The following is an 18,434-nucleotide window of genomic DNA, read 5'->3' on the forward strand; positions in this document are numbered from 1 at the left end:
GGGTCGTTAGAGTGCTCGGCGTGATGCTTGCTGATCTTCGCCTTCGTCGGCTCGGCCGCTTCCCGGTCGGCTTCATCGTGGTCATGCTCGTCATGGCCGCCGGCTGCTCGGAACGGTCACCGGCGGAGCCGAGCCGGCCTGCACAGGTTCCCGCCCCTTCGCCGTCGGCAAGTCCTCCGCCGGCGCGGGAGCTGGTCGATCTGCGGACCAAGGTGAAAGGCAAGGTCCTGTTGCATCATGTCGCCGACAGCGGTGATATCGAGTGGGTCGGCAAGCTCAAGGTGGGAACCTCGTACAAGATCGCTTTGGATTGTGCTGGTTCCCAGGGGCAGCTGACGATCGTGATGAGTGAGGGTTTTCAGGTGTCGCGGCAGTGCGCCTCGGGTTACATCACGTATACGATCGGTGATTACCCTGTCTCGAGACCGGAACCATACACGCTGACGGTCAACGCTCCGGCCGATGCCAGGTGGGCGGTGCTGGTGACAAGAGTCTCGTGAGAGCCGGCGGTCGAGCATCGGCACGCCGCATCGACCGCGCGCCCTTCGATCATCTGCCCCCTGGGCGCCGGCCGGTTCTGCGGCGGTGGGTGAGTTGCGCAGTTCCTGACCGTCCGTGCCAGCATGATGGATCATGCCGGGATACGAGACGAGTGACGCGACCCTGGCCGCCATCGCCGGCCTGCTCGGGACGACCGCCGAGCGCGTACGGCCCCTCCCGCAAGGCGGGGCCAACCATGTCCTCCTGCTCGGCGACGACCTGGTCCTGCGCATCCCGCGGACCGAGCAGTTCCTTCCCGACCTGGCCAAGGAGGCCGCGGTCATCCCGTACGCCCTGCGCGCCGGCGTACGCACCCCGGAGATCGTCGCGTTCGACGACACCTGCTCGGTGGTGGACGTCCCCTACATGGTGCTCACCCGGACGCGGGGAACGGATCTCGCATGCCTTGAGCTCCCCGACGCGGACGCCGAACGTCTCTACCGGCAAGTCGGGCGGGAGCTGGGCAAACTCCATCGGCTCACTCCGGACACCGCACCCGCCCTGGCCGGCGTCCCCGCGGACGACGGCAACGCGGACCCCTGGGCGCTCACCGGCCGCCTCCTGAAGGACGGCTGGATCGACGCCGAGACCGCCCGCTGGCTCACCGGCTGGTTCGACCGGCTCTCACCACATCTCCCCACGAGCCCGCCTTCGGTCCTGATCCACGGCGACATCGCGCCCCAGAACCTGCTCATCTCCCCGCACACGGCTCAGCTCAACGGGATCGTGGATTGGGGCGACGCCGAATGGGCCGACCCCGCTGCCGACTTCGCCAAGATGCCCCTCACCGGCATCCCGGCCATGCTCGACGGCTATCGGCAGGAAACCGGCCAGGAAAGCGCCACGGGCACGCCGACCTGGGAAGCTCGCGTGTTGTGGTTCCACCTCACCTGGGCGCTGGGACGCCTGGCGCAACCCGTCCCGCGCCCGGGCGAACGCCACTGGACCGCACCTCCGGCCAGCCGACTCCTCGGCCTGCTCCGCTTCTTCACCTCAGCCCCACCCGCTCCTTGGACCGATCTGTCCTGAGGGACCGCGCCCTCCGTCCCCCGGAGACGCCTAAAAGAGCACTACTCCCGTGTACGTGGTCAGTGTCGCAGCCCAGAGCAACCAGCCTGCGAAAAACTCCTTGTACCGACTTCGGAGCAGGCCCACCAGACCCGTGCTCAACAGCGCCACGCAAACAAGCGAAAACCCGAAGGGCACGCCGATGGCCAGGCTGGTGAACGCCAGCAGTATCAGCGAGCCGACTCCGGTCAGGAACAACCCGGCTGCCACGTGAACAGCCCTGCTGATCGTCACGACGACACTCCTTCATTCACGAGCAAGACGAAATCGCGATGAGAAGCGCAGCGGCGTCGGATATCCGCACCTCGCCGATCAAGAGCCTACAGATCGTGCCGTCGCCGGCGAACGAGCACCCTGCTGGAGGAAACCTCATGCACGTCACCTACAGCGGCCCCAATTCCGGGCCATCCTGCGGGACCTGAACGTGCCTGACGGCGTGCAGATGGCGAGTCGCTCGTCACGGATTCCATCCTGACGGGCGGTGCCAGGTTCACCCCTTCGGGTGAGGCCGGAGCGATTCCGCCCGGCCAAGCTTCGAGCTTGTGCGTTTCCTCCGTCTCATACCTCTCAGCGTCGTCACGCTCGTCGACCGGACGACCCCGGCCTCGCGCTCCACCAAGATCACTCATTGCGCTGGATCCTCACGCGCGCACGAATCGAGGTCATCATGACCGCGTCCGCCACGCGTTCCCGTTCTGCCGGATCACCCGTTGTCGATGTCACGTGGTTCTTCGCGATCGCCGTCCTGCTGTGTTTCGCGCTGTCCGTCCCGATGGTCTTCCGGCTCGTCCCGACGGACCTCTACAACCTGATCACTCCGATCATGCAGCAGTCCCCGCTGCTCGCAGCGATCATCATGTGGCTCGCCCGACGCCCCGGAACGTTCCGGGAGACGTTCGCCACCAGGTGGCGCGGCACACCCCAGTGGGCCGGCATCGGCATCGGCCTCATCGCCGCGATCGCCGCGATCCAGACCGCCGTCGCGCTGGCCTCGGGGATCTGGCGGCTCAACCCGCTCGACCAGATCCTCGCGGCGACCATCTGGATCGTTCCGGTCTTCCTCATGCAGTCGGTCCTCGCCATCGGCGAGGAGTTCGGCTGGCGCGGATGGCTGGCGACGCGCGCCGCATCATGGGGATTCTGGACGCTGGCCCTCGTCAGCGGTCTGGTCTGGATCGTCTGGCACCTGCCGGTCCTGGCCGTCATCGGTGATCGACCCCTCTGGGACATCGTCATCTACTTCGCGGGCATGCTGCCATGGGCGCCGCTGTTGCTCGCACTTCGCCGGCGGTCGGGGAGCGTCTGGCCCGCGGTTCTGACGCACGGAGCGATCAACAGCGTCCGGGTGTACCTGCTGCAATCCGTCCCCAACGCCACGGATCACCTGCTCATCGAAGTGATCGGCTGGATCCTCACGCTGGCCGCCGCCGTGTGGCTGATGCGCCCGAGCCGGACGCGGCTCGTCCGCGGGCCTGCCGAAGCTTAGACCGTGCCGAGGCGCCGGCCTCCGCGACCGGAACTCCGGCGACCGCCGCAGCAACTCGTCCACCAGCTTGGTCGCCTCGGCGTCGCCCGTGCTGCCAGGCAGGTGAGCCACGGGGGGCTCCTCCTCCGGGAGGATCCATCCCCAGGGCTGTCTGGATACCGTTGACGCATGCGATGGCGTGGCAAGGCGCTGGATGTCCTGCTGGTGACGGCCGCCATCGGCTTCGACGTCCTGACCACGTGGCACACCTGGGGGACCGCGTCGGCGCCCGTGGTGATCTGCGGCGCCTTCTCCGTGCTGGCCGGGGCGCCCATGGGATTCCTGCGGCGGTGGCCGGTGGCGGTGGTCGGCTACCTGGCGGGGCTGCTCGTCCTCACCGACCAGCTCGGCGCGTTCACCGTCAACACCGTGCAGATCCTGCTCATGGCGGCCCTCGGGGTCGTCGCCCACCGGGCGCGGCCGCTCACCGTGTCCTGCTCGGCCCTGGTCGTGGGCGTGACCACCGCGGTCAACCTGGCCGATCCGGGCCACCCCTTCACGGCCAACGCCTGGTGGTACTGCGGCGGAGCCGTCGTGGTGCCCGTCCTGATCGGCGTCTACCTGCGCGGCCCGGCCGGACGCCTTCCCGAGCGCGACGTCACTCCGGACGTGCTGCTGGCCGGCGGCGGACTCACCCTGGCCGTCCTGAACACCTGGACGGACTGGGACGCCACCGGCGGCCCGGTCTGGGGCACCGCATCGGTGGTGGTGCTCGCGGGCCTGTCCCTGGGCGTCGCGCGGCGGCTGCCGGGGCTGGTGTTCGTCCTTCAGGTCATCCTCATGCTGCTGGCCGACCAGTACTTCGAGGAGGCGACGGGCACCTGCGTCATGCTCGTCCTCGCTGCCGCGGGCGTGTTCGCCATGCGCGTGGCCTCCTGGCTCTGGACGTTCGTCGTCTACCTCGTCGCCGTTCTCGCCGTCGCCGCCTTCACCGCCGCGATGGGCGACGCCGGGTGGCAGCCGACGCGCGTCCTGGCGCTGATGACGCTCGTCATGGCGCCCGTGGCGAGCGGCCGCTACCTGCGGGCCCGGCAGGCCGCGAGCCAGGCGGAACGGCTGCGCCGTCGGGAGTCGCAACAGCGCGCGCTGACCCAGGTGCGCGCCGACCAGCTGGCCGAGCGCGAGAGCATCGCCCGCGAGATGCACGACATCGTCGCCCACCACGTCGGCGCCATGGTCCTGCGGGCCGGCGCCGCCCGCTACGCCGACCCCGGCGGGCCCTCCAGCCAGGCGCTCACCGACATCCGTGACACCGGCCACCAGGTGCTCGAAGACCTCCGCGGCCTGCTCGATCTGCTGCGTGACCCCGGCAAGCAGCCCGACCTGCCGGCCGACCCGGCCACCGTGATGCGCCAGTCGGCGGAACGCATGAGCGCGGCGGGGCTGCTCGTCGAGCTCGACATCGACCCCGAAGTGGCACGGGCGCCTCTGGTGGCTCGCGTCTCGGCTGCCAGGATCGTCCAGGAGGGGCTCACCAACGTCCTCAAACACGCGGGGGCGGGCACCTGGGTGCGGGTGAGCTCACCGCGGCGCCCGGCGGGCTGGCCGTCGAGGTGCGCAACGGCCCCCCACCCGCCGCCCCGCTCAGCCTGCCCTCCTCCGGGCAAGGGCTGCGGGGCATCCGCGAACGCGCCCACGCGCTCGGCGGCACCCTCACCGCCGGCCCGGCCGAGGACGGCGGCTGGCTGCTGACCGTCCTGCTGCCCGCCGGGCGCGCGGCCTGATCCGCCCGGTCCGGCGATGGGGGGCGATCCGCAGGGACCGTAGGAGGGGAGCACCGTCGAACCGCGGCACAGTCCGGAACTGCGGGTCGGTTCCCACGGCCGTACCTGTCCGACCCGGCCGCCACATCCGCCTGAGCCGGAAGCCCTCTGCTCGCTGCACTGCCGCGCCGGGTCAGCCGGCCGCGGAGCGCACGATGTCGTCGACGAGAGCGGCCAGACGGTGCGGCTGGGACAGGAACGGGCAGTGGCCGCTGGTCAGTCTGCGGATCTCGGTGGCTCGGGCTGCCATCCGCTCCTGCAGGACGGGCGGGACGGCCTGGTCCCGCTCGGTGATGATGTACGTGGAGGGGATGTCGTGCCGGCCGCCCGTGTCGGCCTTCTCCGTGAAGGACCGTCTGGTCTGGTTGACCAGGCGGCTCATCTCCTGCTCGGCCTCGGCGTCCGGCAGGTCGCCGTAGAGCGCGGTGCGTGGCTGGTCGATGAGGGGGAACAGGCCGCTCGTGTCGTCGGGGTCCGGCAGGCCGTGGAGGGTGTGCAACGACTGTCCCCGGTCCGGCAGGTACGCGGCCAGGTAGATCAGCCGCTCGACGTTGCCCGCCCGGGTGGCGGCCTCGGTCGCCGGGATGCCCCCGTAGGAGTGGGCGAGCAGCACGACCGGGCCTTCGACCGCGGCCAGTTCCCCGGCCAGCACGGCGGCGTCGTCGTGCATGCCCGCGGTGGGACGTTCGCCGGCGCTCGGAAGCGCGGGCGTGCGCGTGGCGTAGCCGAGGGCGTGCAGCTCGGGCTGGAGCCTCGTCCAGGTGCTCGGCCGGTGCCAGGCGCCGTGGACCAGCATCACGGTGGTCATGAAGGGACTCCTCCTATGTGATCGATGGGGACATAGGGTGATGCGTCCTTCGGTCGTGGTCACCATGCGGCCGGAGCCGCCACCGGCGGAGTCGGATCAACTCGGCGCAGATGGCCACGGCCGTATCTTCCGACGTGCGCGAGCCGAGGTCGAGACCGATCAGCGAGCGCGCAGTCGGCGACTCCGCCCCGTCAGCCCCGGTCTGTCGCCCAGGGCGTCAGCAGGTCTGATCCTTCGCGCCGGGCGCGGGGCCGAGCAGTCGCAGGATCTCGTCGGACAGAAGCTCGTCCGGGCCCTTGAGAGCGTCGGCGAGTCTTGTGTCGGTGCAGAAGATCATGTCCGCGGCGATCTTGTCCTGCACGATCCGGGCCACGTTGTCCAGGGCGACGGGGATCGGCTCGGAGGGGAGCTCGGCCGTGGATATGTCGATCAGGTGGCTGTCGGCCTGGGCCGGGTCCATGAACTTCCTGATGATGATGGAGTTCTGGTTCCGGGAGGAGGTGGTCCAGATCGTGAAGACGACGACGTACAGGCCTTTCCAGGCGTCAGCGCCGAGTTGACCGCGCCAGCGGGTCATGATGTCCGTGACCCCTTCGATCTGCACCTTGGACGCCCAGTACATGTTGGTGCGGATGTTCGGGTAAACGCTGCCCGAGTAGTCCTCGAAGGAGTTCATGTCGAAGGAGCGGCTTCGTGTCGCGTCCGCGATGAATTCGCGTGATCTGTCGAGAATGTTCGCGCACGACTGCTGAAGGCCGAGGGGAAGTTCCGCCGATTCGAGTCGCCGCCGGGCCGTGTTGATCGTGGCGGAGACGTCCCGGAGCGGCTGGACCCAGCCGTGCCCCGGGCCCTTGAACGCGACCATGTCCAGGTCGTGCGGATCGATCCTGGCGCTCTGGAACGCCGGGACCTGCTTGGGCAGGTGAGGGGCGATGACGGTGAAGATGCCCAGCGGGAGGTGGGCGATCGACTTAGCCAGCTCGAAGATCTCGTCGACCGGGTGCAGCGACTCCAGGGTCCGCCCGTTCGAGACGAGGCTGTACGAACCACCCCGCCGGTCGTTCTGGACGACGATGACCGGGCTCAGGTGGTTGACGAGGTCGGCTTTCAGCGCGGCGTAGTTCCGCCGCGTGTCGGCGTTGACCGCACGGATCGCGTCGCGCGCCGTCCGTTGTCCGGCCGCGTCCGGCGGTGAGGCGCCGGCACGGGCGACGGGCAGGAGGTTGCCGCCGAGCAGCGTCGTGGCGCCGGCCGCGGTGGCGGTGCCGAGGAATGTTCTGCGTGTGACCACTGTCTGACCTGCCTCTCGAAAGCCGCCGTACCTCATGCGTGCGGCAGGACCGGCGAGCCGTCCTGGGCCGGAGAGTTGACTTAATGTTTGTGTATGGTAACGGTAAGTAGCTGATTCTTCGGGTCGCAACAGTGAGGGCCGCCGACTGTGGCCGTCGCGTCGCAGGCAGGAGGAGGAATGTCGATTCTCAAGGGGATGGCGATCGGCGGTCTCGCGCTGCTGGTCGCCGTGCTCGTCCCGGCCGCGACCGGCGCACGTGCCGCGATCGGGGTCACCAAGTGCACCGGTTCCCAGACGGTGACGTACACCCCCGGCCTCACCGATCAGCCCCGGGAGGTCACGGTCAGCGGGAACGCCCCCTTGATCGAGTGCGTCTCCAGCAGTGATCCCACCATCTCCCAGGCCACGTCGACCTTCTCCGCCACCGGGACGTTCTCCTGCACCTCCGGCACGAGGGCCGGGAGCCGGAGGATCACGTGGAACAACGGCAACACCAGCACGCTGTCCTCCACGTCCACCGTCTCCGTCAACGGCGCCGAGAGCCTCGTTCTGATCAAGGGCGTGGTGGTCGACGGCGAGTTCAAGGGAGCGCCGTGGACCGGCACGTTCACCATGTTCAGCACGAAGCCTCTGGCCTGTCTCACCGAGCAAGGGCTGGCCGGCGTCGTCGGCTCGCTCACCCTGAGCATCGGCTCACTGTGAACCGGGCCGGCTTCCGCGGACACGTCGCGGCGCGACTGCGTGTCAGCAGGGCTGGAGGGCGGGCAGGCGGCCTTCGAAGTAGGCGGCCGGTGTGACGCCCATCAGCGTACGGAACTCGGCCGTCATGTGGGACTGGTCGTAGTAGCCGGTGGCGGTGGCCAGGTCGGCCCAGCGGGGGCCGTCGGCGCGACCGAGGGCGAGGGCTTTGCGGACGCGTTCGATGCGTTCGTAGCGTTTGGGCGACAGGCCGACGGCGTCGGCGAACAGGCCGCGCAGGTGACGTTCGCTGACGGCGAGGTGGCGGTGCGGGCGCTGACGTCCGACGAGCACGGGCGATCCGTCCTCACGCTGACCGGGCCCGAACTGCTCAGCGTCCCGGACATGGCCGAGGTGCTGGGGGAGACGCTCGGGCGGCCCGTCGAGACGGTGGACGTGCCGCTGGAGGTCTACCGCACGCAGCTGATCGCCGCCGGGATGGATGCCGAGTTCGCCGACGTCGCGGTCGACGGCTCCCGGCTGGTGGCGCGGGACGGCAACGCCCGGCTCACCCCTGACGTCGAGCGGGTGCTGGGACGTCCCCCTCGTACGTTCCGCGCCTGGGCGGCCGATCATCTCCGGTGACGCCGGCCGCCGGGTCAGGGCGGGTGTGCCGTCACTTGTTCCAGGCCACCAGGAACTCCGCCAGCGAGATGCGCCCGTCCACGTCCCCGTCGTGCTCGTCGGAGGAGTGAAAGATCGAGTCGAGTTCGGCCGCGGTGACCTCCTCGCCGCGGGCGTTCATGGCGAGCGCGAACTCCTCGCGGGTGATGTATCCGTCCCGGTCGCGGTCGAACTCCTCGAACGTGGCGGCCGGGTCGTCAAGGTCTGGCATCGGTGACCTCTCCTTCGATGTGCTGACAAAGCAACATCGAAGCACAAGCGCGAACCCCGGCGAGGGACGATGGGCCGAAAAGCCGTGCGGGTGCACGCAGTCCGGCAAGCGAGGACGAGCCGGCCGGCGGCCTGGCGGCGACGCTAAGGCCGCGGTGTCCGCTGCTGCGATCTCACTCGGGCGGTGAAGGCCTCGACGGCGTCGACGAGCGCCTCGAAGCGGACCGAGTGGTACAGGTCGAAGGCGTGGTTGCCGCCACGCAACTCGGCGTAGACGACGGGGGAGGCCGACGTACGGCGGAGCTGGTCGGCGAAGTGCCTGGCCTCGGCCACGGGCACCAGCGGGTCCAGATCGCCGTGGGCCACGAGGAACGGCGGTGCGTCCGCGGTGATGTGGGCCAGTGGCGAGGACTCGGGCCCCTGCCCGAAGTAGGAGCCGTACCAGCCGTTCAGGTAGATGGCGCCGGTCACGGAGGTGTCGGCCTGTTCGAAGCCCGGCTGGAAGGCGGGGTCGTTCGGGGTGAGCGCGGCCAGCGCCGCCATGTGCCCGCCCGCCGAGCTGCCCGCGACGAACAACGTCGAGGGGTCGGCGCCGTACTCGTGGCCGTGCTCACGCACCCAGGCGATGATCTTCTTGAGGTCGATCAGGTGGTCGGGGTGCTGGAACCGGGGCCGCAGCCGGTAGTTGGCGCTGACGCACACCCAGCCCTGGCCAGCGAGCCGGTAGAGCAACGGCAGCGACTGGCTGTTCTTGTGGCCGCCGGTGTAGCCGCCGCCGTGCAGGTGGATCAGCACGGGCGCGCCGGACGGCCGCGAGCGGTGGTGGTAGACGTCGAGCAGGTTGCGCCGGCCTGCGTCGCCGTACGAGAGGTCGGCCACCCGGCGGACGTCCATGCGTCGCTTGAGTATCGGCAGGAACAGGATGCGGGCCCACGGCGGACGACGGCGCAACCCGGCGGCGAGGTCGGCGTCGATGGCGGCACGCCAGCCCGCGCCCAGGCCGGCGTCCATCGCGCGCCGGATCCTGGCCCGTTCCCCCAGGCCGCGGCAGGCGATGACCGTGAGCCCGATCGTCGTCACGGCGGCCAGGGCGACGACCGCCCAGCCGCCCGCCGTGCGGATGTCACCCTCGGCGAACGCCAGCGCCGTCGGGGCCAGCAGCAGCCAGAAGAAGGCCGCGAACGGTAGCTCGTTGGCGGCCAGCCCGAAGAAGTAGCTCACCCGGCCGAGCGCGCTCCACCCCGGCAGCGGCCGCAGCGCGAACAGCGTCCCGATCGCGGCGAGTGCCACAGGAACCAGATATCCGACGGGCACCGAACCTCCACAGCCGCACGTCCTTCGAACGCGCCCAGCCTCTCCCGCCCGGCCGCCTCGCATCTACGACGGATCCGGTAACGTCCTTTAACCCTGAGGTGAAGAATGCGGAGGCCCGCCCGTGGAGATGCGAGAGATCGAGATCTTCCTGACGCTGGCCGAGGAGCTGCACTTCAGCCGTACGGCCGAGCGGCTGGGCATCAGCCCCGCCCGCGTCAGCCAATCGATCAAGAAGCAGGAGCGGCGCATCGGCGCGCCCCTGTTCGACCGCACCACCCGAGCGGTCCGCCTGTCCCCGCTCGGTGAGCAGCTGTACCAGGCGCTCAAGAGTGGCCACCGGCAGATCACGCAAGGGATCGCGACCGCCCAGGCCACCGCCGACGGCACCGCGGGCACCCTGACCCTCGGCACGGTCGGCCCGCTCTCCACGCAGATCAAGAACGTTCTCGACCTGTTCCTCGCCCGCCACCCGAACGCCCGGCTCCAGCACCGCGAGATCCAGCCCGCCTCCCCTCTGGACCTGCTGAAGTCGGGGGAGGTGGACGTGGCGCACCTGTGGCTGCCGATCCGCGAGCCCGATCTGACCGTCGTGCCGACCTCGTACGCCTCCGACGTGGTGTTGATGGTCTCCGCCGACCATCCCTACGCGGGACGTGACTCCATCTGCCTGGAGGACCTCGGCGACTGCACCGTGGTCGAGGGCCGGTCGATCCCCTCCTGCATGGAGGAGATCTTCAACCCCTACCACACCCCTTCCGGACGCCCCGTCCGCCGCGGGCACAAGGTCACCACCTGGCAGGAGACCCTCAGCGCCGTCGCCTCGAGCCAGGCCACCGCCGGAGTCACCACCGAGGCCGCGACCTTCTACCCCTGGCCCAGCCTCGCCTTCGTGCCGATCCGCGACGCCCCTCCGTGCCAGTGGGCCTTCGCCTGGCGTACGGCGAGCGAGACGCCGCTCGTCCGCGCCTTCGCCCGAGCGGCGGCCGACACCCGGAGGCCGTGACGCCGGCGCCACGGCCTCCTCGTTCCTGGTCAGCTGATCGCGGAACAGCCTGCTACGGGTGTCCGGGCATGTCGGCCAGCTTCCAGACCGGGGTGCCCGAGCACGGCACCAGTTCGAGGACGGCTCCCGCGGCGGTGCTCCGGTCCGCGGCGGCGACGCACCTGGAGTTGCTGAGGGACACGATCTGCTGCCCGTCCCCCGACGGACGCAGCTCGAACCGGTAGTCGCTGAGCAGGGGCGCGCACGAGGCGCGGGTCAGGCTGTACTGGATCCCCGCCCTCGGGGTCCCGACCTTGAGGCACTGCTCTCCGGACGGGTCGGAGATCTGGTAGGTCTTCGTCGCCACGCGGCGGAACAGCAGCCGCTGCTCGGTCCCGCACGCCGCCTGGACGACCTGCGTGCCGGAGAACGACAGGCACTTGCCGGAGTGGCTCGCGACGGCGGTCGAGGTGAAGTCCCGGTCCGTCAGCCCGGACCGCAGCTGGAGGTAGGCGGGCTTCTTGGCCAGCTTCTCGTCCAGAGGGTGGGCCGCACCCCAGCCGGGAACCCCGGACGGCACCCACGAGTACTTGTCGGTGAGGCTCCACATGGTCAGGGACACACAGCGGTCGACGGCCAGGCACGCCTCGGCGGCCCGGCGGTAGACCTCGCCCTGGGCGGCCAGCTTGGCCGCGTCCACCGGCAGCTTGAGGCGGACGTCCAGCTCGGTGACGGCCACGTCGACGCCCAGCCCGGCGAACAGCTGCAGGGTGTTCTTGAGCTGTGTCAGCGGCATCGTGGCGGGCATCGGGTCGGCGATCATGGCGTGGGTCTGGAAGCCGACGCCGTCGATCGGCACGCCTTGGGCGAGCAGGTCGTGGACGAGCTTGTAGAGGCCGTCCCGCTTGTCGTTGCTCCACTCGGCGTTGAAGTCGTTGATGTAGAGCTTGGCCGCGGGGTCGGCGGCGTGGGCCCAGCGGAAGGCGTCGGCGATGTAGCCGGGGCCCAGGCGCTTGAGCCAGATCGACTGCCTGAGGGTGCCGTCCTCGGCGAGGACCTCGTTGACGACGTCCCACACGGCGACCCGGCCGGCGTAGCGCCTGACGGTGGTCTCGATGTGCCGCTTGAGCGCGGCGCGCAGTTCCTGGTCGCTGAGTGAGCCGTTGCTGACCCAGGTGGGCAGGCCGCCGTGCCAGACGAGGGTGTGACCGCGGACCGTCTGCTTGTTCTCCTGGGCGAAGGAGACGACGGCGTCCGCCTTGGCCCAGGTGTGCACGTCGGGTTCGGGCTCCACGTTGACCCACTTCATGGCGTTCTCGGGGGTCACGCTGTTGAACTCGTACTTGAGCTTGTCGCGGTAGCCGTTGTCGCTCTCCAGGGCGCGGTCGTTGACGGCCGCCCCGATGCGCAGGTTGCGGGCCGCCGCCACGGTACGCAGGGTCTCCTCGGCGGCGGAGGCGGGGATGACGGCCGTCGCCACGACGCCGAGCAGTACGGCGCTCATACCGGCGAGGGACAAAAAGGACAGTTTCATCTCTACTTTCGCAATCGGATCACGAGCCGAGAAGCTCGTCGTGTGTGAGGGGGCACGTCGTCCACCGGGACCGTGGCGAAGCGCGGTGCGGGGCTGGTCCCCCCACCAGGCCCATGACACTAGGGCGGCCCGTCCTCGTTCGCTCCTCGAATTCGCCTCGCCGCCGCGTCCCCCGGGTCTCTACACTGGCGCTCGAAGATCAAGGGGGAAGCGTGATGGCCACGGCCTGGTTCGGCATCTTAGGACCGATGGACGTCCGGGTGGGCGACCGCCCGGTGGTGCTGCAGGGGGCACGGCAGGAAAGGACGCTGGCGACGCTGCTGCTCGACGCCGGCCGGGTCGTCACCGTGGACCAGCTCGTGGACGTCGTGTGGGACGAGCCGCCCGCCTCCGCCCGCCGGCAGATCCAGGACCTGGTCACCCGGCTGCGCCGGCAGCTGGTCGACGCCGGGGCCGCCCCCGGCCTGATCACCACGCAGCGCGCGGGCTACCTGCTGGAACCCGGCGAGCACGGCCTGGACACCCGGGCCTTCGAGGCCCTGGCCGCCGCGGCGCGCCGCACCGCCGCCCAGGACCCGGCGGGGGCCGTGGCCGGGTACCGCGAGGCGCTGTCGCTGTGGCGCGGCGCCTTCCTGGCCGGCATCCGCGGCCAGCCCTTCGAGGGCGCGGCCAGGATCTGGCAGGAGCGCCGGCTCGCTGTCGTGGAGGAGTGCCTGACGCTGGAGCTCTCGCTGGGCCGCCATCACGAGGTCACCGCCGAGGCGCTGGCGCTGGTGGAGCAGCACCCCTACCGGGAGTCCCTGGTCGAGCTGCTGATGCGGGCGTTGCACGGTTCGGGGCGACTGGCCGACGCCCTCGACGTCTACCGGGCGCTGCGGCGGCGGCTGGCCGACGAACTGGGCCTCGACCCCGGCGCCGACCTGCGGCGCCTGCACGACGTCCTGCTGCGCTCCCAGGCCGGCGCCGTCCCGGCCGCACAGTCGTCAGGGCACGTCGCGGCGATGCTGCCCCCCGGCGTGTACGGCTTCGCCGGCCGCGACGCCGAGCTGGCCAGGCTGGACGGCCTGCTCGCCGGGGCCGCAGAACAGCCCACGGCCCTGGTCGTCGCCGCCGTGACCGGCGCCCCCGGCGTGGGGAAGACCGCGCTCGCCGTCCACTGGGCCCACCGCGTACGCGACCGGTTCCCCGACGGCCAGCTCTACCTGAACCTGCGCGGCTTCGACCAGAGCGGGCAGCCGATGACGCCGGTCGAAGCCGTGCGCGTCTTCCTGGACGCCCTGGGAGTGCCGGCCGGCCGCGTCCCCGCCGGGATCGAGGCCCAGAGCGGGCTGTACCGCAGCCTGCTGGCCGGGCGCAGGATGCTGATCGTGCTGGACAACGCCCGCGACGCCGAGCAGGTCCGCCCGCTGCTGCCCGGCGCGCCCGGCTGCCTGGTGCTGGTGACCAGCCGCGACCAGCTCTCCGGCCTGGTCGCCGCCGAGGGCGCGCACCCGCTCCGGCTCGACCTGCTGTCCGTGCCCGAGGCGCGGGAGCTGCTGGCCCGCCGGCTGGGCGGCGACCGGGTGGCCGCCGAGCCCGGCGCGACGGCCGAGATCATCGAGCGGTGCGCGCGGCTGCCGCTGGCGCTGGCCGTGATCGCCGCCCGCGCCGCCATCCACCCCGGCTTCCCGCTGGCCGCCATCGCCGGCGAGCTGCCCGCCGTGCACGACAGCCTGGACGCGTTCGACGCCGACGGCACCCAGCTCCGCCACGTCTTCTCCTGGTCCCACCAGGGGCTCAGCGCCGCGGCCGGGCGCATGTTCCGGCTGCTCGGCCTGCATCCCGGGCCCGACCTCACCCTGCCGGCCGCGGCCGGCCTCGCGGGCCTGCCGGTCGAGCGGGCCCGTCCGCTGCTGGCCGAACTGTGCCGCGCCCACCTGCTCACCGAGCACGCCCCCGGCCGTTACACCTTCCACGACCTGCTGCGCGCCCACGCCGTCGAGCTCGTCCAGGAACTCGCCGACGAGCCGGAGCGCCGCGCCGCGACGCGCCGGCTCCTCGACCACTACCTGCACGCCGCCCACGCCGCGGCCCTGGGGCTGAACCCCCGGCGCGACCTGATCCCCCGCACGCCGCCCGGCGGCGGCACGGCCGGCGAGGATCCGGTGGACGAGCGGGCGGCGCTGGCCTGGTTCACCGCCGAGAGCGCCGTGCTCGTCGCGGTGATCTGTCAGGCCGCCGCCCAGGGCTTCGACGCCCACGCCTGGCAGCTGGCCTGGGCCGTCGCCGACTTCCTCGACCGCCATGGCATGCGGCACGAGCAGCTGGCCGTCCGGACCGCCGCGCTGGCCGCCGCGCGGCGCGCCGGCGGCCGGCTCGGGCAGGCGTGCGCCCACGGCAACCTGTCCGCCCTGTACGGCATGCCGGGCCGGCACCGCGACGCCCTCGGCCACGCCACGCAGGCCCTCACCATGTACCGGACGACGGGCCACCTGACCAGGCAGGCCCGCGAGCTCAACCTGGTCGGCTGGTTCCACGCCCAGCTCGGCGACCAGGAAGGGGCGCTCGGCCACTGCCGGCAGGCCCTCGACCTGCACCAGCGGCTCGGAGACCGGCTCGGCCAGGCCAATTCCTGCGACGGCCTCGGCTACGCCAGCCACCTCCTCGGCCGCCACGAGGAGGCCGTCTCCTGGTACAGGCGCGCCGTCGAGCTGTTCCGCGAGGCCGGCGACCGTTACCACCAGGCGGACACCCTCGTCCGCCTCGGCGACTCCCTGGACGGGACGGGCCTCGGGGACGCCGCCGCCGACGCCCGGCGGCAGGCGCTGGCCCTCCTCGAAGAGCTCGGACACCCGTCGGCCGCCCGGCTCAAGGCCCGCCTGACCAGCTGACGGCTGACCGGAATCCGCCGGCCGGGGCGGACGCGCGCACCACGACCGGCGGGCTCAGCGCCAGGTCGCCCGCTGGAGAACCGGGCCGAGCCGGCTGTCGCTCCACTGGTCGAAGACGAGGATCTTCGACTTGGGCAGGTGCCAGATCCGCTCCTGATAGGACACGCCGGTCCGCTTGGCCGACTGCGTCGAGCAGCCGACGCGCCAGACGCGGTAGGTCGCCTTGTGGCCCGCGCCGACCGGGCGGACGCCGCGGACGACGAGCTTGCCGGGGAAGTCCTCTATGTAGCGCTTGTCCGGTGCGCAGCTCGCGAGCCCGTTGCCCGGGTGGTACGGCTCATCGGGGTCGTACGGGTTGCCGTGCCGGGCCAGGGAGATGCCCAACGGCCCGACCAGGTAGAACCCACGGCACTCGACGGCGAGCCGGTCACAGCCGCCGGTCCTGACGTGGATGCCCCACCTGTCCTCCTTCCCGACCTTCCAGGTCGCGGGGATCTGGAGCGTCATGCCACGGAAGGTCAGCGGCTTGGTCGCCGCGCTCTGCGCGGGTGCGCCGGTGAACAGCAGGGAGGCGGTCACCACCAGGGTCGTCAACATGATCCAGAGGCTAGGGACGCCCGCTTGTGGCTCGGCTGCAACGCACTTGGAGCCCGCTCGAACGGCCCGCTCCTGCCGGGCGCCCCCTCGGTCCGTGATGGCTAGTCGCGGCCGCTGCCGCGGTAGAGGTCCAGCTCGCCGTCGAGTTCCAGGGCGAGCACCGTGGCGTGCGGGTCGATCGCGTGCGCGGGCGGCGCGTCGATCCACAGGACGCCGGGCACGCCGTTGAGCTCTCCGGTGATCGAGTGCCCGAGCTCGCAGTCGGCGCCCACCACCCTGGCCCGCAGGACGGTGTTGCGCAGCCCGCGCACCGTCACCGTGTCGCGGGGCGGGTCGAAGCAGACCAGGTACAGGGTCCTGCGGTCGGCGGACAGCGTGCTCGGGCCGTAGTGGTGGCCCGCCGGCAGCCCGGCGGTCGTGCCGTACACCGCCTCGGCGTGCCGGTCGATCCAGGCGCCGAGGCCCTTCAGGCGGTCGGCCTGTTCGGGGAGTATGCGGCCGTCGGCGGTGGGGCCGACGTCGAGCAGGAGGTTGCCGCCCGCGCCGATGGTCTCGGTGAAGTAGCGGACCAGGTGGCCCACGGGCTTGTGGTTGGTGTCGTGCGGGCGGAAACCCCAGTTGTCGTTGACGGTGAGGCACAGCTCCCATGGGCCGTCGGGCGGCGTGATGGGGACGCCCTGTTCCGGTGTCGCGTAGTCGCCGCGCGAGAGCATGCGCGCGTTGAGCACGGTCCGCGGCTGTACGGCGAGGATGCGGTCGGCGAGGGCGTCGATGCCCCACTGCTCCTCCGAACGTTCCCATTCGCCGTCGAACCACAGCAGGTCGGGCCGGTAGCGCTCGACCAGCTCGTCGACCTGGCCGTCGCGGTAGGCCAGGTAGCGGGCCCACGCGGCCGGGTCCTCCTGCCCCTCCGGGGGAGTCACGTAGGGGCTCGGGTGGGCCTGCGGGCCGCGGACGCTGGGGTAGTCGGGGTGGTTCCAGTCGGAGTGCGAGTAGTACAGCCCGACCTTCAGCCCGCGCTCGCGCAGCGCGTCCGCGAAGGGGCCGACCAGGTCGCGTCCCGCCGGGGAGGCGGTGACGTTCAGCTCCCCGTACGCGCTGTCCCACAGCGCGAAGCCGTCGTGGTGCCGGGTGGTGAGCACGGCGTACCGGGCTCCGGCCTGGGCGAACAGCTCCGCCCACGCCGCGGGGTCGTAACCGTCGGCGGTGAATCCGTCGAGCTGGGCCAGGTAGGCCTCACGGGAGATGTCGCCGTAGTAGAACGACCAGGACTCGGCCACTCCCTCGACGGCGTAGAGGCCGTAGTGGACGAAGATGCCGAGCTTGGCGTCGGGAAACCAGGGCTGCATGGGCACGGGGGGATCCTTCTCCGGTTCTTACCATTTCCAGGGCGGCGTCGAGGCGCTGGAGAGCGTCTTGCCGCCCAGGGCCGAGGCGTAGAGCTGTTCCATGACCGAGGTGGCGGCCAGGCCGCCCGCGCCGGTGATCGACGCGCGGTCCTTCAACGCCGAGGGGACGATCGGGGGCGCGGGCCGTACGGTGCACAGCCTCTCGACGTGACGGCGCAGCGGGTCGAGAAAGGTGTCGCCCGCCTGGACGTTGCCGCCGCCGACGACCACGATCTCGGGATCGACGGTGAGCACCAGCGCGGCGATGCCGATCGCGATGACGTCGGCGAACCGGTCGACGGCGGCCACGGCCAGCGGGTCGCCCGCGGTGGCGGCGTCGAACACGCCCTCCCTGCTGACCCGCCGGCCGTCGGTGAGCTCGACGTCGTGCAGGTGCTGCTGGGCATGCTCCCAGCCCATCTGCGGCAGTGCGCCGATCTCGCCGGCGGCGCCGTTCGCGCCCCGCACGACGGTGTTGTTCAGGACGACCCCCGCCCCGGTGCGGTTGCCGGAGTGCACGTAGACCATCGAACCGGCCTCGGCGGCGCTGCCCTTCCACGCCTCGGCGAACGCGGCGAGGTTCGAGTCGTTCTCGACGGCGATGGGGCACTCGAAGGACTCCGCGAAGGCGGCGCGGACGTTGAGCCCCTCCCAGTCGTCGAGGCCGCGCGTGACGACGTCCTGGTAGACCACGGCGGGCACGGACACCCCCATCGCCCACACGTCGGCGCGCCCGCGGCCCTGCGAGCCGAGGAGCTGGTCGACCACCTCGACGGCGTCGGCCAGGACGGCCTCGGGCGGGTCCGCGGCGGAGACGGTGATCGAGCGGGTGGCCAGCACCTCGCCGTTCAGGTCGGCGAGCTCGGCCCGGGTGGTGTGCTGGCCGATGTCGATGCCGGCGACGACGGCCGCCTCCGCGTTGAAGCGGTAGCGGTTGGCCGGGCGCCCGGCCCCGGTGGGGGAGAGGGGCTCGACGCTCGTCACCCAGCCGAGGGCCACCAGGTCGCCCACCACCGTGTCGGCCGCGGTCTTCGACAGCCCGGCGACCTGGGCGATCGCCGGGATGGTGAGCGGCTCCGCGCGGATCGCCTCGATCACCGCCAGCGAGTTGAGGCGGCGCAGGCGCGACTGGCCGACGGGCTGGCGCAGCAGGCTCGCTTCACGTCCGATCAGCACTCACGT

The 18,434-nt window shown here is 71.3% G+C and carries 18 protein-coding genes; 8 read left to right on the forward strand and 10 right to left on the reverse strand.

Going from position 1 to position 18,434, the window contains the following annotated elements; translation table 11 throughout:
• Window positions 1-20 precede the first annotated feature (20 nt).
• Entirely contained in the window at window positions 21-500 is a 480-nt protein-coding gene (locus tag ACFYYW_RS01850; RefSeq protein ID WP_387643869.1) for a hypothetical protein, read from the forward strand.
• Between the two features lie 133 nt (window positions 501-633).
• Window positions 634-1,569 carry a phosphotransferase family protein gene (locus ACFYYW_RS01855; RefSeq protein ID WP_387643872.1) on the forward strand — a complete coding sequence of 312 codons (936 nt, stop codon included), beginning with the start codon at window positions 634-636 and terminating at the stop codon, window positions 1,567-1,569.
• Window positions 1,570-1,599: 30 nt separating this feature from the next.
• Here the strand turns inward: ACFYYW_RS01855 and ACFYYW_RS01860 are convergent, their stop codons facing one another.
• The gene (locus ACFYYW_RS01860; RefSeq protein WP_387643875.1) at window positions 1,600-1,842 is read right to left on the reverse strand and encodes a hypothetical protein; all 243 of its coding nucleotides are present in this window, start codon (window positions 1,840-1,842) and stop codon (window positions 1,600-1,602) included.
• Between the two features lie 394 nt (window positions 1,843-2,236).
• Here ACFYYW_RS01860 and ACFYYW_RS01865 point away from each other — a divergent pair, with 394 nt between their 5' ends.
• Together ACFYYW_RS01865 and ACFYYW_RS01870 are read left to right on the forward strand one after the other, a co-directional pair.
• Window positions 2,237-3,094, forward strand: coding sequence for a CPBP family intramembrane glutamic endopeptidase (locus ACFYYW_RS01865; protein WP_387643877.1), 858 nt, complete (start codon window positions 2,237-2,239; stop codon window positions 3,092-3,094).
• Between the two features lie 168 nt (window positions 3,095-3,262).
• Window positions 3,263-4,825: a sensor histidine kinase gene (locus ACFYYW_RS01870; RefSeq protein ID WP_387643880.1), complete on the forward strand. Its 1,563-nt coding sequence runs from the start codon at window positions 3,263-3,265 to the stop codon at window positions 4,823-4,825.
• A gap of 204 nt (window positions 4,826-5,029) precedes the next feature.
• Here the strand turns inward: ACFYYW_RS01870 and ACFYYW_RS01875 are convergent, their stop codons facing one another.
• Both ACFYYW_RS01875 and ACFYYW_RS01880 read right to left on the reverse strand, forming a co-directional pair.
• Window positions 5,030-5,704, reverse strand: a complete 675-nt coding sequence (locus tag ACFYYW_RS01875; protein ID WP_387643882.1) for an alpha/beta fold hydrolase — start codon at window positions 5,702-5,704, stop codon at window positions 5,030-5,032.
• A 217-nt stretch (window positions 5,705-5,921) separates the two neighbouring features.
• Complete coding sequence (locus ACFYYW_RS01880; protein ID WP_387643884.1) at window positions 5,922-7,124, reverse strand: hypothetical protein; 1,203 nt, start codon at window positions 7,122-7,124, stop codon at window positions 5,922-5,924.
• 48 nt (window positions 7,125-7,172) lie between these two features.
• Between ACFYYW_RS01880 and ACFYYW_RS01885 the strand changes: the two genes are divergently transcribed.
• The gene (locus ACFYYW_RS01885) at window positions 7,173-7,697 is read left to right on the forward strand and encodes a hypothetical protein (RefSeq protein WP_364416013.1); all 525 of its coding nucleotides are present in this window, start codon (window positions 7,173-7,175) and stop codon (window positions 7,695-7,697) included.
• Between the two features lie 42 nt (window positions 7,698-7,739).
• Here ACFYYW_RS01885 and ACFYYW_RS01890 read toward each other — a convergent pair whose 3' ends face one another.
• Complete coding sequence (locus ACFYYW_RS01890) at window positions 7,740-8,027, reverse strand: helix-turn-helix transcriptional regulator (protein WP_387643886.1); 288 nt, start codon at window positions 8,025-8,027, stop codon at window positions 7,740-7,742.
• Between ACFYYW_RS01890 and ACFYYW_RS01895 the strand changes: the two genes are divergently transcribed.
• Window positions 8,001-8,318, forward strand: coding sequence for a hypothetical protein (locus tag ACFYYW_RS01895; RefSeq protein WP_387643889.1), 318 nt, complete (start codon window positions 8,001-8,003; stop codon window positions 8,316-8,318). The genes ACFYYW_RS01890 and ACFYYW_RS01895 overlap by 27 nt on opposite strands.
• A gap of 31 nt (window positions 8,319-8,349) precedes the next feature.
• On the opposite strand, the gene ACFYYW_RS01900 is transcribed toward ACFYYW_RS01895, so the two are convergent.
• Together ACFYYW_RS01900 and ACFYYW_RS01905 are read right to left on the reverse strand one after the other, a co-directional pair.
• Entirely contained in the window at window positions 8,350-8,568 is a 219-nt protein-coding gene (locus ACFYYW_RS01900; protein WP_352324672.1) for an EF-hand domain-containing protein, read from the reverse strand.
• A gap of 143 nt (window positions 8,569-8,711) precedes the next feature.
• Complete coding sequence (locus ACFYYW_RS01905; RefSeq protein WP_387643892.1) at window positions 8,712-9,881, reverse strand: alpha/beta hydrolase; 1,170 nt, start codon at window positions 9,879-9,881, stop codon at window positions 8,712-8,714.
• A 127-nt stretch (window positions 9,882-10,008) separates the two neighbouring features.
• On the opposite strand from ACFYYW_RS01905, the gene ACFYYW_RS01910 reads away from it, so the two are divergent.
• Window positions 10,009-10,884, forward strand: coding sequence for a LysR substrate-binding domain-containing protein (locus tag ACFYYW_RS01910; RefSeq protein WP_387645481.1), 876 nt, complete (start codon window positions 10,009-10,011; stop codon window positions 10,882-10,884).
• Between the two features lie 52 nt (window positions 10,885-10,936).
• Here the strand turns inward: ACFYYW_RS01910 and ACFYYW_RS01915 are convergent, their stop codons facing one another.
• Window positions 10,937-12,367, reverse strand: coding sequence for an endo-1,4-beta-xylanase (locus ACFYYW_RS01915; protein ID WP_387643894.1), 1,431 nt, complete (start codon window positions 12,365-12,367; stop codon window positions 10,937-10,939).
• Window positions 12,368-12,645: 278 nt separating this feature from the next.
• On the opposite strand from ACFYYW_RS01915, the gene ACFYYW_RS01920 reads away from it, so the two are divergent.
• Window positions 12,646-15,267: a BTAD domain-containing putative transcriptional regulator gene (locus ACFYYW_RS01920; protein ID WP_387643897.1), complete on the forward strand. Its 2,622-nt coding sequence runs from the start codon at window positions 12,646-12,648 to the stop codon at window positions 15,265-15,267.
• A 54-nt stretch (window positions 15,268-15,321) separates the two neighbouring features.
• Here the strand turns inward: ACFYYW_RS01920 and ACFYYW_RS01925 are convergent, their stop codons facing one another.
• The 3 genes from ACFYYW_RS01925 to ACFYYW_RS01935 all read right to left on the reverse strand — a co-directional run bounded on the left by ACFYYW_RS01925 (window position 15,322) and on the right by ACFYYW_RS01935 (window position 18,428).
• Entirely contained in the window at window positions 15,322-15,864 is a 543-nt protein-coding gene (locus ACFYYW_RS01925) for a hypothetical protein (RefSeq protein WP_387643899.1), read from the reverse strand.
• 101 nt (window positions 15,865-15,965) lie between these two features.
• Window positions 15,966-17,213 (reverse strand): alpha-L-fucosidase, encoded by a 1,248-nt coding sequence (locus ACFYYW_RS01930; protein ID WP_364416179.1) that lies wholly within the window; start codon window positions 17,211-17,213, stop codon window positions 15,966-15,968.
• A gap of 27 nt (window positions 17,214-17,240) precedes the next feature.
• Window positions 17,241-18,428, reverse strand: coding sequence for an ROK family protein (locus tag ACFYYW_RS01935; RefSeq protein ID WP_387643902.1), 1,188 nt, complete (start codon window positions 18,426-18,428; stop codon window positions 17,241-17,243).
• Window positions 18,429-18,434 lie beyond the last annotated feature (6 nt).

Origin of the sequence: Nonomuraea sp. NPDC001831, from assembly GCF_042892035.1 — a bacterium.
GTDB lineage: Bacteria > Actinomycetota > Actinomycetes > Streptosporangiales > Streptosporangiaceae > Nonomuraea.